This is a genomic window from Nocardia cyriacigeorgica (assembly GCF_010868145.1).
GTDB lineage: Bacteria > Actinomycetota > Actinomycetes > Mycobacteriales > Mycobacteriaceae > Nocardia > Nocardia cyriacigeorgica_D.
Genome location: NZ_JAAGUY010000005.1, coordinates 25,730 through 38,078, shown reverse-complemented (window position 1 = coordinate 38,078; position 12,349 = coordinate 25,730). Strand labels below are relative to the sequence as shown.

Here is a 12,349-nt window from a genome sequence, read left to right as displayed (position 1 = left end):
GGGGCGATCGACGTGGCGTCATTAGAGGACCTTCAGGCCGCGATGCGGGCCAGGCTCAGCGATGCGGGCATCGCGGCCGCGCCCGGCGTCGCGGCCCGGCGCGATCCGGGCCGGGCGCCGCTGTCGTTCGCCCAGCGCAGCGTGTGGGAGTACCAGCGGCACACGCCGGACAGCACCGCCCACAATCTCTGTCTCGCCTTCACTTTCACCGGCGAGGTGGACGGGGCCGCGCTGCATCGCGCGTTCCTCGCCCTTGTCCGCAGGCACGAGGTGCTGCGCACCACCTACCATTCGGACCCGGAGGGGACGCCGTACCAGCGCATTCACGAGGATCTGCCGCCGCGCGCGGAGTCGCTGGATCTGCGTGGCGAGCCGGACGCGGACGCGCGGTTGCGCGCGGTGATGGCCGCGGCCGGCACTGAGCCGTTCGATCTGGCGGCCGAATCGTCGCTGCGGCTGACCTTCGTGACATTGCCCGCGGACGAGTCAGGGCGGCCGAAGACGGCCGTGGTCATGGCGTTGCAGCACATCGTCTGGGATGGCATGACGCTGCCCGTCCTCTCGCGGGACCTGGAACGCGCCTATGTGCGCGCGAAGGAGCGTCCGGGTTCGGAAACCGATTTCACGCCGCTGTCGCTGCAGATCGCCGATTTCGCCGAGTGGGAACAGAAGCGTTTCACCGAAACCGATCACGCCGACGATATCCGTTTCTGGGAGCGGCAATTCGCCGGTATCGAGCCGCTGCGCCTTCCGTACGACCGGCAGCCGGGCACCGTCTCCGAACGAGGCGGGCGGTGCGACCGCACACTGAGCGTGGCGGCCGACAAGAATCTGCGCGCGCTGAGTACGACCATGCGCACTCCGGCATTCTCGGTGTTCCTGGCCGCGTATTATCTGACGCTGCAACGGATCACCGGCCAACGCGAACTCGTCATCGGCACCGCGGTCGCCAATCGCGAGGAATCCGGGATGGAATCGCTGATCGGCAATCTCAGCAATTCGATCGCCTTGCGCATCGGCGCAGGCGACGTGTCTTTCGCCGATCTCGTCGCGCGGGTTCGCGCGGTCACCGACGCCGCATTCGGCCACCGGAGCTTCCCCTACGACCACATCGCCGCGGCGGCGCGACGGGTCGGCGGCCAGACAAGGCCATACGAATCGCTGGTGCTGTTCCTGGAGCAGAAGATCGACGGCCCACAGCTCCCCGGCTGCTCCACCACCTGGGAACTCGCGGAGAAGGGGTACGCCCTGCTCCCACTGACCGTGGAAGCGTTCTTACACGCCGACCACACCGATGTACAGATCGCCTATCAGGTCGATCTTTTCGACGAGCAGACCGTTGTGCGCATTCATGAGGAACTCGACCGGATCCTCGCGAACGCGGCTGCGGACCGGCAGGACAAAGGGCACACCAGTGACTGACAATTCCTATGATGACGTGCTCGCCAAGGCGTTCGACGACCGTGTGGTCGCCTGGACCGAGCAGGCCGAGCTGGACAAGAAGTTCCCGCGCCAGCTACTCGAGCACCTCGGTGCCGCAGGGGTGTTCGCGCGCAAATGGGAGGATCGCAAGCTCACCGAACTCGAGCACCACTTCGCGCTGGCCCGTCAGCTCGGCACGCTCGGCTCGGCGGCCATCGGCGTCGGGGTGAGCCTGCACGATTCGGCCATCGCCATCCTGCGCCGCTTCGGCCGTAACGACTTCCTGCGCAACCTCGCCGAGGAAGCCATCGCGGTGGAGAAGGTGCTGTGCATCGGCGCGTCCGAGGAATCGGGCGGATCTGATTTGCAGAACGCCCAGACCATGATCGAACCCGAGCGCGACGGCTACCGGGTGGTCGGCCACAAGAAGTTCGTCTCGCTTTCTCCGATCGCGGATTACATCCTCGTCGTCTGTCGCGACGCCACCAGCGGCTCGGCCGGAGAGTCGGGCAGTGTCGCACTCGCGGCGGTTCCCACCTCGCAGGTGCGGGTCGGCACACCGTACGAGAAGCTGGGCGCCGGCCCGCTGGACACCGCCCCGGTGACCATCGACACCTGGATCCCGGCGGAGGCTCTCATCGCCCGCCCCGCGACCGGTCTCGCCGTCATCAGCTGGGGCCTGGCCCATGAGCGCTACTCGGTGGCGGGCCAGATCGCCGCGGCCTGCGAGGTGATGCTCGGGGTCACCCTGGCCCGGATGTACGACCGCACCCAGTTCGGTAAGCGTCTCTACGACCATCAGGCCCTGCGGCTGCGGATCGCGGATCTGCAATCGCGCGTCGACCTGCTGCGCTATGCCCTCGACGGTGTCGCCGCCGAAGGCAAGATCAATCTGCGTACCGCGGCCGCGCTGAAGGCATCCTCGGCGAAACTCGGCGAGGAGGTGGCCTCGGAGTGCCTGCACATCTTCGGCGGCATCGGCTATCTGCAAGTCGGCCTGCCGTTCGAACGCTGGTACCGGGACATGAAGCTGGCCCGCGTTGGCGGAGGTGCCGACGAGGTGCTGTTGGAGCTGGTCGCCGCGGCCATGAAGCCCGATAACGAACGCTATGAGCAGATGCTCGCGAAGGTGGAACAGGCATGAGTACCGAGACCACGTCGGCCGTCGCCGAGCTGACGCCGTCGGATCACACCTACCTGCACCTGGATACCGACAGCTGTCCGATGCACTGGTCGATGCTCCTCGAGCTGGAGGCCGGCGGCCAACGGCTGGCGGTCGCGGATGTGCGTGAGCGGGTGCGTGAGCGCAGCGAACTGTTCGAGCTCTTCCGCATGGGGATCCTGAACGGACGGTGGCGCAAACCGCAGGTGGTGCTGGCCGAAAAGGTCGACGTGGACCGGCATCTCGCCGCCGTCGATTACGCCGACGAGGCGGATCTGCGCAAGCAGGTGGCGACCCTGCTGGAGACGCCGCTGCCCCGGCCGGAGCCGATGTGGCACATCACCATGTTCACCCCGCACGGTGCGGGTCCCCAGTTCTTCCTGCTGCGTGTGCACCATGCCGTATCCGACGGCATCGCCGGTGCGGCCTTCGCCGCGCTGCTGGCCGATGGCACACCGGAAGAACTCACCGAATTCGAGCGATTCGCGACCAGTGCGCGTTTCCGCACCCCGGCCGTCGAGGCCGAGGTGCTGAAAGAATCGAAGGCAGCCTTCAACGAGCAGTGGGCCGCGGGCCGTAAGGGCCGCGGTTGGCCGAAGCTCACCAAGTCCGGTAAGCGCGAGTACGCCCTGTACAGCGCGTCCACCCGAGATCTGCGCCGCGCCGCCAAGAAGAACAGCGCGACCGTGCACGAGTTCCTGCTCGCCGCGATCGGCCGGACCGTGAGCATCGCGCCGCCCGTCGCTGCGACACCGGCCGAGGTCATCCGGGTGACGTTGCCCGTCACAAACGATCCGGGCTTCCGCCACACCGGTAACGCGGTGCTGGTCTCCCCGCTCAACCTCCTCGGCAACGAGGCCGATCTGGCTCGCCAGATCGAGCGGACCCGGTCGGAGCTGGCCACCATCGAGCAGCGTCGTCCCGAACTCGCCACCGCCGCCCCCGCCACCGCTCCCGGCCTGCCGTGGGCGATGCAGCGGGTGATCGCGGGCGCGGGCATGGCGCATATGAGCCCGGATATCCATATCGGAATCAACCCCGGTTTCTCGCGGATTCGTGCCGTGCTCGGACAGCGGATCGCGGAATTGACCCCGCTGTCACCGATGGCCGGTTATTCGCTGTCGGTGACCGCGCTGATCCTCGGCAACAAGACGTCCTTCGGCATCGTCATCGATCCCGCCGCACTGCCGGTGGGATACACCGACACCTTTGTCGAGCATTTCGACCGGGTGCTCACCGAAGCAGCAGCCACATCGGAATGATCCGGCCGTACCCCGGCGTCGGCGGACACGAATTGCCGGAACCGACTCAGATGCGACGCCGTGGTGCGCCGTGTGCGCAACCGCAGTGCGGGAAGAGGATGGAACACCAATGAGCAGAATCACCGAGTTGCTTTTCGAGCAGCCCGCTTCGGAGGTCAACGGCCTGTGGAGCGGTATCGAATCATCGGATCTGACGTTTCGATCCTGGGACCAGGTGCGGTCGGTGGCCCGCCGGGTCGCGGGCGGTCTGGCCGAAGCCGGTGTGGTGCCTGGCGATTCGGTCGCCGTCCTGGCGGGCACCCCTGGCGACGTGGCAGTGAGCGTGCAGGCGATCTGGATGCGCGGTGGTGCCTTCACGATGCTGCATCAGCCCACCCCGCGCACCAATCTCGAGACCTGGGTGGCGGATACGCGCGCGGTGATCGAGATGCTGGATGCCCGCGTCGTCGTGGTCGGCGCGCCGTTCACCGAGGCGGTGCAGGGGCTCGATATCGGCGTCCCGTTCGTGTCGATCGACGAGCTGGCCGCTCGGTCCGAGGAACTGCCGCATGTGCCAACCGATGAGGAGGACATCGCGATCCTCCAGCTGACCTCCGGTACCACGGGTGTGCCGAAGGCCGTCGCCATCTCCTACGCGAACATGCATCAGAACCAGGTGGCGATGGTCACGGCGGCCGAGATCGCGTCCGACGAGGTGGTCGTGAGCTGGCTGCCCCTGTACCACGACATGGGCATGATCGGCATGCTGATGACACCGATGTTCGCGCAGGCAACCTCGGTCATCATCACCCCGCTCGGCTTCCTCAAGAACCCATTGTCGTGGGCCGAACTCATCACCCGCTTCGGTGGAACACTCACCGCGGCACCCAATTTCGCCTACTCGCTGCTCGCCCGCCGGTTGCGCCGAGCCGAGGACGGCGCCTACGACCTGTCGTCCATGCGCGTCGCGGTGAACGGCGCGGAGGCCGTCGATGAGAGCACCCTCGTGGAGTTCGTCAGCGAGGCCGAACGTTTCGGCTTCCGTGCCGAAGCGCTGATGCCGTCCTACGGTATGGCCGAGACCACGCTCGCGGTGTCGTTCACCGCTGCCGCCGAGCGGTACACCGTCGACGTCATCGACGCGGAGCGGGTCGAGGCCGACGGTGTCGTGCAGCGCGAGGATGTCACGCGCGCCCGCACCATGATGCGGCTCGGCGTCCCGGTTCCCGGGATCGAGCTGAAGGTGGTCGACGACAACGGCGAGACGCTGCCCGCCGATCACGTCGGCAATATCCTGGTGCGCGGCGAGGCCGTGACCAAGCGCTACCTCGGCCCCGACGGCTACGTCTCGGCCAACGACGCCGAGGGGTGGCTGTCCACCGGCGATCTCGGCTACGTCGTGGCAGGTACCGGTGAGGTCGTGGTGTCCGGCCGCAAGAAGGACGTCATCATCGTCGCGGGCCGCAATATCTCCCCGACCGTGGTCGAGCGGGCGGCGGGCATCGTCCCCGGTGTGCGGCCCGGCAGTATCGCTGCCGTCGCGGTCCGGCTGTCCCATATGGCGAGGGAAGGCATCGCTGTCATCGTCGAATCCGATGTGGCGGCGGACGCTGACGAGAGCGAGCGCATCCGCAAGGAGGTGGCCCGTGCCGTCTACGACGATGTGGGTGTCGCGCCCGCGGTGGTCACCGTCGTGCACAAGGGTGCGCTGCCCAAGACCCCGTCCGGCAAGCTGCGTCGCTCCTCGGCGGCAAGCCTGATCCCCGCCTGACGGAAACGTCTTTCAGCAATAGCTACCAGGATTTCTCTTTCATGATCAGCGTTCGCGGCGTTTCCAAACGCTTCGGTGAGAACGTCGCCGTCGACGATGTCAGCTTCGAGGCCGAAGCGGGCTCCATCACCTATCTGCTCGGGCCGAACGGGGCAGGCAAAACCACGGTCATGCGCATGATCGCCGGCCTCACCCGGGCGGCCTCCGGCTCGGTCCGTATCAACGACAAAGGCCTGTTGGACTTCCGGGACACGATCGGCGAGATCGGGTTCAGTCTCGGTGCGTTCTCCCGCAATCCCAAGCACACCGCCCGACAGCATCTGCTCTGGCAGGCGCGACTGGGCGGCGTGCCTGCGGCGAACGTCGGGCGGGTGCTGGAACAGGTCGGGCTAGAGCCGGTGGCGCGCCGCTCGGTCGGCAAATTCTCCTACGGCATGTTGCAGCGGCTCGGTATCGCGTCGGCGCTGCTCGGCGATCCGCGCACGCTGGTGCTCGACGAGCCGGCCAATGGTCTCGATGTCGAGGGCACGCTGTGGTTGCGCGAGCTGGTCGTCGGCCTGGCCGCAGAAGGCAAATGTCTGCTGATCGCCTCACACAATCTCACCGAAGTAGAGATCACGGGTGACCGGATCGTCGTCATGGGCAAGGGAAAAGTGCTCTCCGATACGAGCAAGGACGAACTGGTGGCCAAGGGGTCCGGCCCCCGCCGACTGGAATCGGCCTACATCGACCTCACCCGTACCAGCGTCGAATACACCGCGGGCGGGGGTGAGCGCTGATGCTCGGCACTTATCTCGCACGATCCGTGCGCAGCGAACTCGTCAAACTCTCCTGGCGGAATTCGCTGTGGTACACGGTCGTACCGTTGGCGATCCTGATTCCGGTGCTGATCAACTTCGGTATCGCGAAAGCCACCGAGGCGCAGTCCTTCAACGGCAGCGGCGGCATGGAGACCAACAACTCGACGTACTGGATCCTGATCTTCGCGACCTTCATCCTGATGTCGGGCGGGGTGAGTTCGCTGTGCGCGGAGTTCAAGGACAAGACGGTAGAGATCACCTTCGGTATCCAAGCGCGGCGCTGGTTGCTGCCAGTGGCCAAGCTGATCGTGTTCGGCACGATCACCGGCGTGGTCGCATTGGTGACCACCTTCCTCCTGCTCGGCGGTTTCCCGCGGATCTTCCCGGAGATCTGGGGCAAGGTCGACGCGTTCTCCGGTGACGGCGTCCGCCTGCTGATCTGCGTGCCGATCTTCGCCATCCTGATCTGCGCCCTCGGCCTCGGCTTATCGGCCCTCATGCCCAAACCGGGCTTGGTGGTGATGGTCGTGTTGCTGTGGAAGTTCGGCGTCGAAGTATTCGTCACCTTCGTCCCCGGCGACCCGGGCATCCTGCTCCAGCGCCTGTCACCGTTCAAGAACGGTGAACTCGGCGTCGGCCAGATGTCGACCATCAAGACCCTGTTCGGCGGCGAAACCGGTTCCCTGCTGTACTTCGGCGCGATATGCATGGTCATCTTCGTGGTCGGAACGATGCGGCTCGCGGTGGGGGACACGAAGACCGAGTAGTTCGCGCCGGCGTACTCTCGGCCGCCCTCGTCGGCGGCTTCTGGACCGGTATCTTCGGCGGCCTCGCGGTCCGGGCTATCGCGAGGCCGCGAAGAGCCGAGCCTCGGTCGGCACCAGCCAGTAGGCTTCGGTCATGACGATCAATCCGTCGTACGACCTGCCGCATGAGATGACCGAGGAGCAGTATCGGCTGCTGCCCGACGACATCGCCCGAGAAATCGAGGTCGTGCACGGACACGTGATCGTGTGTGAATCACCAGTGCCCGAGCACAACCGTGTGGCACGGCGGCTGGCCGGAGCGATGGAACAGCTCCCCAGTACCGAACCATGTGTTCGGGTCGAAACCGACATCGACATGGTGCTGTGGCGCATACCGAAATTCACCTTCCGGCGTCCGGATGTGATCGTCTACCGGTGCCTGCCCGAGCGCGGTGCGAAGCCGGAAGCGGGCGATGCTTTGATCGTGGTCGAGGTGTCCTCGCCGTCGACTGCTACTGAGGATCTGCTGGACAAAAAGGTCCAGTACGCCAGGGCGGGCATCCCGCTCTACCTGGTGATCAGCCTCGATCCGAAGTTCGAGATCGAGGAGGTGCGCGAATTCAGGCTCGACGCGCACGCCGCCGAGTACCGGCTGCACAGCCTGCATCGGGACGGGTTCCTGCGGCTGGAACATGTGATACTCGGCGACATCGCGTTCGTGGACCTGACTCGTTAGCCGCGACTGCTCACTCCGCTACGCGCTCCAGCTTGCTGCCCGCGCGCACACCGATCGACATGATGTCGCCGGGTTCGTCCAGGGTCAGCCGATGCCAGCGGCCGCGGGGGATGATGGTCGCGGTGCTAGCGGTGAGGTGGACGGTGGTTTCCGGTTCGCCGTCGTGTTCGGGCCGCAGGTAGAGGCGCAATGAGCCGGACAGGCAGCAGACAGCCTCTTCGGAATCGGGATGCATCTCCCAGTGGTCGGCGTGCAGGTCGGCGTCGGTCTCGACGTGGAAGACGCTGAGGTGCCAGCCGTCCGATCCGCCGGCCATCCGGCGCTCGCCTTCGCTCACCGTGCCATCGGGCTGGAAATACAGTGCGCGAGCGAACATGTCGATCGGTGCGATGGTCATCGCTGGTCCTTTCATCGGGTGACTGGCGCGAGTTCGTCGCCGGAGTTCTCGGTGGTGGGGGAGTCGTTGCGTCCGGTGGGCAGCACGAAAGCCGCTACTGCTGCGGCGAGGAGGAAAGGCAGTGCGGCGCCGCCTAGCGCGAATGCATAGCCGCTGTTGAGTGCGGCCGGATCGGCAGGGTGGGTGGTCCTGCTTGCCGCGAGTGTCGCCAGTGCGGCAACGCCGACGCTGCCGCCGAGCTGGCGGGAACTGTTGAACACCCCCGATGCCATGCCCGCCTCACGGCCGGTGACGCCGATCATTGCGGCGCCCGCCACTGGCGCCAGACACAAGCCCATACCGAAGCCCGAGATGATCGATGGTCCGAGCACATCGGTCAGTACGCTGCCGTCCGGGCTGATCTGTGCGAACCAGCCGAAGCCGAGCGCGGTGACCAGGCCGCCGATGATGAGCCAGAACCGCGGCGAGCGGCCCGATCCCGACTTGGTGACGAGCACCGTGCCCGCGATGACGGTCACCGAGAACGGCACGAACGCGATGCCGGTCGCGCCCGCGCTCAGGCCGAGCACCTGCTGCATGTACAGCGACATCAGGTAGAAGGTGGCGAATTGCCCTGCCGCAGCGAGGAATACGAAGACATTCGCTCCGGCCACCCAGCGATTGCCGAACAATCCCATGCGCACCAGCGGCGAGGTCGCGCGCCGCTCGATCACGACGAAGCAGCTCAGCGGCAGAACGCCTGCCGCGAGGCTGAGGCCGGTAATGAGGGACAGCCAGCCGTAGTGGTCAGTGCGCACGACGGCGATGACCAGCAGGCCGATGCCCGCAGTAGCCGTCATCGCACCGAGGTAGTCCAGCGGTTCGCGCTCGGTGCGGCGTGCATCGGAAGGTGAGCGCGTAGATATGCACCACCCAGGACAGGTCCAGCGGCGCGAAGCCGAGATCGGTGCGGATCGAGGGCAGCGCGACATTCATCACCGCCATGTCCAGGGCAACCATGAACTGTGCGACCGCGACTGCGGTCAAGGCGGCGCCGGGCCGGCCCGCATCGTTTTTATATACGTATAGAAACTAACCGCAACGAGCACGGCTGTCCACATCTAGGTCTGTGGATAGGTCAGGATGGGGGTATGCCGAAGACGTCGCCGCAGCCCGCCCGCACCGGCCGTCCGCCGAAGATCTCCCGCCAGGACATCGTCACGGCCGCCAATGCGATCATCGAGACCGACGGCGTCGAGAAGCTGACGATGCGCAGGCTCGCCACCGAACTCGGCTGCACCGCGATGGCGCTCTATCACCACGTGCGCGACAAAGCAGATCTGCTCCGGCTGCTGCTCAACGACTACGCCGATCGGGTGCAATGGCCGCAGCTCCCGGATGACCCGCGCGCACGAATCATCGTGGCCGCCACCGCGATGCGTGAGGTGCTCGCCGCGCACCCCTGGATCGTCGAGATCCTCGCCGCCGACGACCTGCTCGGTGTCTCCGCGCTATGGGTGGCCGAAAGTATCGTCGCCGGAGCGATGGACTGCGGCTTGTCCGAGACGGCGGCGGTACACGCCTACCGGGCCATCTGGCATTACACGGCGGGGGAGATCATCATCCGGGCACGCTCGGCCGCCCGCGCCGCCGAAGACCGCCCGACCTATCGGGAACAGATCTTCGCCGACCTCGACCCGGAGTCGCTACCCCGGCTGGCTGAGCTCGGCCAGCGCTTCCTGACAACGGCGGCCGAGGATACCTACGCAGAGGGCCTGGACGCGCTGGTCAACGGGCTGCTGGCGAACCGCGACGCACGCTGAACCTGCTGCCGAGCCGGCCTGTGGACCCGCGCTGAGGCGCTGTCGTCCTGCGTGCTCGTCGCTGGTGGCGGCCTCTGGCTGCCGGTTCGAGCCGCCCGCGCCTGGCAGTGCGGCGCGGACGGTCGTCCTTCGGAACTCACAAGCTGACGCGCTGATCCTTCGGCAGGAACAACTTGTCGCCTTCCTTCACCCCGAACGTCGTATAGAACTCCTCGATATTGCGCACCACCTGGTTGGCGCGGAATTCGTTGGGGGAGTGGGTGTCGGTGGCCAGCAGCCGCTCGGTGACCTCCCGAGTCTGCTTGTCGCGCCAGCCGCGCGCCCACGAAAGGAACATGGCGTGGTAGTCGGGATTCTCGACACCACGACGCTTTTCGGCGATCCGGAACGCCGCGAGTGCGATCTGCAAGCCGCGCAGATCGGCCAGATTCTCGCCGACGGTGAGTTCGCCGTTGACGTGTTGTTCGGGATCGAGGCCCTCCGGGACCAGGACGTTGTACTGGTCGATCAGCTGCTGGGTCTTCGCGTCGAAGGCGGCGCGATCGGCCTCGGTCCACCAGTCGCGACGATTGCCGTCACCGTCGAACTTCGAGCCTTGATCGTCGAACCCGTGCCCGATCTCGTGGCCGATGGTCGCACCGACCGCGCCGTAGTTGACCGCGGCTTCGGCGTCCTTGTCGAAGAACGGTGGCTGTAGGTACGCGGCCGGGAAGGCGATCTCATTGGTGGACGCCATGTAGTAGGCGTTCACCGTTTGCGGCGACATCGCCCATTCGGAGTCGTCGACCTTGGTTCCCAACCGGTCGAGGGCGCGCTTCACCTCGAAATCGTTGACCGCACGCAGGGATTCGATGAGCTTGCCCCTGGTGATCTTCAGCTCGGAATAGTCCACCCACTTGTCCGGATAGCCGATCTTGGGGTTGATCTTGTCGAGCTTCTCGAGCGAGGCCTGCCTGGTCTCCGGCGACATCCAGGTGGAATTGGTGAAGTTCTCCCGGTAGGCGGCGAACAGATCGTCCACCATCTCCATGGCCCGCTCCTTGGCCTCGGGCGGGAAATGCTTGTCCACATACAGCTTGCCCAGCTGCTCGCCCAGGTTCGAGTCCACCGTTCCGACCGCGGACTTCCACTGCTCGGGACGCTCCTGAAGCCCGGCCATCAGCCTGCCGTTGAAATCGAAATTGGCGTCGGAGAAGGCCTTCGGCAGGAACCGCGCGTACTGGCGCAACAGGGTGAGCTTCAGATAATCGCGCCACATCGCGATATCGGTCTCTGCCCAGATCTTGCCCGCCTCGGTGACGAAGGACGGCTGATTGACCACGATCTCGGCGAACAGGTCCTTCGGCTTCCCCGCGGTGGATGAGGCCAGCCAGGGCTCCCAGTCGAATTCTGTCGCGAGCGCCTTGGTCGCGTCCCAGCTCATCCGGTTGTAGGTGGCGTCGGTGTCGCGGTTGCGGACATTGTCCCAGTGCGCCGCGGCGATCCTGGTCTCCAGGTCGAGGTTGCGCTGGGCCAGGCCTGCGGGGTCGGGCATGCCTGCTGCCGCGGCGAGACGCTCGTTGAAGGCCCGATACCCGGCCAGCTGCTCGGCGTACTCCGGCTTGCGGTAGTACTGCTCGCTCAACCCGATGCCGGACTGGCCGACCGAGGGAATGTAGGCGTCGGAGTTCTTGCGATCGATGCTGATGCCGATCCCGATCAGCCCGCCGATCGGCAGCGCGCCCATCACCGCGGCCAGATCGGCCTTGGTCTTCGCGCCATCGATCTCGGCGAACATCGGTTCCAACGGGGTGAGGCCGAGCTGCTCGATCTCGTCGAGATTCATCCTGGCGTCGTACAGATCGCGGATCTGCTGCGCTTCCGACCCCTGCTCCGGGTCGGAAATGGACTCGATGATCTCGCGCAACTGCGATTCGGTGCGGTCGTTGGCCTCGCTGATCGCACCGTAGGAGACCTTGTCCGGCGGCAGCTGGTATTCGCGCAGCCACTTGCCGTTGACATGCCGGTACAGATCGTCCTGCGCCCGGATCGCGGGGTCGGAGCCGGTCATATCGACCTGCGTCAACGGCTGGGCCGCCTCATCCTCCGAACAGGACGCCAGCAGCGCCGCCGCCGGCACCACGCCCAAGGCGACCAAGAACGCGCGGCGGTCCAACATGAACGGACGACCCGACGATGTCACAAAACTTCCTCTCCCCGATCAGACAGTGCGCGCGGGCCCACCTCGTGACCGATGTGAACCAGCTCGCACGAGGCTACCGGCGTAAAGCCC

At 66.0% G+C, this 12,349-nt stretch carries 12 protein-coding genes; 8 read left to right on the top strand and 4 right to left on the bottom strand.

The genetic code is table 11. The features are described from left to right. Positions 1-12 precede the first annotated feature (12 nt). The 7 genes from GV792_RS09355 to GV792_RS09325 all read left to right on the top strand — a co-directional run bounded on the left by GV792_RS09355 (position 13) and on the right by GV792_RS09325 (position 7,878). Positions 13-1,422 (top strand): condensation domain-containing protein, encoded by a 1,410-nt coding sequence (locus GV792_RS09355; RefSeq protein ID WP_309139090.1) that lies wholly within the window; start codon positions 13-15, stop codon positions 1,420-1,422. Beyond that, positions 1,415-2,566: an acyl-CoA dehydrogenase family protein gene (locus tag GV792_RS09350; protein WP_309139089.1), complete on the top strand. Its 1,152-nt coding sequence runs from the start codon at positions 1,415-1,417 to the stop codon at positions 2,564-2,566. Before GV792_RS09355 ends, GV792_RS09350 begins: the two co-directional genes overlap by 8 nt. Then, positions 2,563-3,846: a wax ester/triacylglycerol synthase domain-containing protein gene (locus tag GV792_RS09345; RefSeq protein ID WP_163823651.1), complete on the top strand. Its 1,284-nt coding sequence runs from the start codon at positions 2,563-2,565 to the stop codon at positions 3,844-3,846. Before GV792_RS09350 ends, GV792_RS09345 begins: the two co-directional genes overlap by 4 nt. A gap of 109 nt (positions 3,847-3,955) precedes the next feature. Then, positions 3,956-5,596 (top strand): long-chain-fatty-acid--CoA ligase, encoded by a 1,641-nt coding sequence (locus GV792_RS09340; RefSeq protein ID WP_163823650.1) that lies wholly within the window; start codon positions 3,956-3,958, stop codon positions 5,594-5,596. 41 nt (positions 5,597-5,637) lie between these two features. After that, a complete protein-coding gene (locus tag GV792_RS09335; RefSeq protein WP_163823649.1) occupies positions 5,638-6,375 on the top strand; it encodes an ABC transporter ATP-binding protein in 738 nt (245 codons plus the stop codon). Beyond that, positions 6,375-7,163 carry an ABC transporter permease gene (locus GV792_RS09330; RefSeq protein WP_163823648.1) on the top strand — a complete coding sequence of 263 codons (789 nt, stop codon included), beginning with the start codon at positions 6,375-6,377 and terminating at the stop codon, positions 7,161-7,163. The genes GV792_RS09335 and GV792_RS09330 overlap by 1 nt, the downstream gene beginning before the upstream one ends. A gap of 133 nt (positions 7,164-7,296) precedes the next feature. After that, complete coding sequence (locus tag GV792_RS09325; RefSeq protein WP_163823647.1) at positions 7,297-7,878, top strand: Uma2 family endonuclease; 582 nt, start codon at positions 7,297-7,299, stop codon at positions 7,876-7,878. A 10-nt stretch (positions 7,879-7,888) separates the two neighbouring features. Here the strand turns inward: GV792_RS09325 and GV792_RS09320 are convergent, their stop codons facing one another. The 3 genes from GV792_RS09320 to GV792_RS29540 are packed head-to-tail and all read right to left on the bottom strand — an operon-like array spanning position 7,889 to position 9,301. Beyond that, positions 7,889-8,275: a cupin gene (locus GV792_RS09320; RefSeq protein WP_163823646.1), complete on the bottom strand. Its 387-nt coding sequence runs from the start codon at positions 8,273-8,275 to the stop codon at positions 7,889-7,891. 11 nt (positions 8,276-8,286) lie between these two features. Then, a complete protein-coding gene (locus tag GV792_RS09315) occupies positions 8,287-9,114 on the bottom strand; it encodes an MFS transporter (protein WP_256668013.1) in 828 nt (275 codons plus the stop codon). Continuing rightward, a complete protein-coding gene (locus tag GV792_RS29540; protein ID WP_256668012.1) occupies positions 9,062-9,301 on the bottom strand; it encodes a hypothetical protein in 240 nt (79 codons plus the stop codon). The genes GV792_RS09315 and GV792_RS29540 overlap by 53 nt, the downstream gene beginning before the upstream one ends. 104 nt (positions 9,302-9,405) lie before the next feature. On the opposite strand from GV792_RS29540, the gene GV792_RS09310 reads away from it, so the two are divergent. Further along, complete coding sequence (locus GV792_RS09310) at positions 9,406-10,077, top strand: TetR/AcrR family transcriptional regulator (RefSeq protein WP_163823645.1); 672 nt, start codon at positions 9,406-9,408, stop codon at positions 10,075-10,077. 136 nt (positions 10,078-10,213) lie between these two features. Here GV792_RS09310 and GV792_RS09305 read toward each other — a convergent pair whose 3' ends face one another. Next, positions 10,214-12,259, bottom strand: coding sequence for a M13 family metallopeptidase (locus tag GV792_RS09305; RefSeq protein ID WP_440137352.1), 2,046 nt, complete (start codon positions 12,257-12,259; stop codon positions 10,214-10,216). Positions 12,260-12,349: the final 90 nt, after the last annotated feature.

Bases quoted from the DNA above. Each gene is read 5' to 3' on its own strand.
- GV792_RS09340 (WP_163823650.1), top strand. From the start codon at position 3,956: ATGAGCAGAATCACCGAGTTGCTTTTCGAGCAGCCCGCTTCGGAGGTC.
- GV792_RS09335 (WP_163823649.1), top strand. From the start codon at position 5,638: ATGATCAGCGTTCGCGGCGTTTCCAAACGCTTCGGTGAGAACGTCGCC.
- GV792_RS09310 (WP_163823645.1), top strand. From the start codon at position 9,406: ATGCCGAAGACGTCGCCGCAGCCCGCCCGCACCGGCCGTCCGCCGAAG.
- GV792_RS09315 (WP_256668013.1), bottom strand. From the start codon at position 9,114: ATGACGGCTACTGCGGGCATCGGCCTGCTGGTCATCGCCGTCGTGCGC.
- GV792_RS09345 (WP_163823651.1), top strand. From the start codon at position 2,563: ATGAGTACCGAGACCACGTCGGCCGTCGCCGAGCTGACGCCGTCGGAT.
- GV792_RS09330 (WP_163823648.1), top strand. From the start codon at position 6,375: ATGCTCGGCACTTATCTCGCACGATCCGTGCGCAGCGAACTCGTCAAA.
- GV792_RS09320 (WP_163823646.1), bottom strand. From the start codon at position 8,275: ATGACCATCGCACCGATCGACATGTTCGCTCGCGCACTGTATTTCCAG.
- GV792_RS09325 (WP_163823647.1), top strand. From the start codon at position 7,297: ATGACGATCAATCCGTCGTACGACCTGCCGCATGAGATGACCGAGGAG.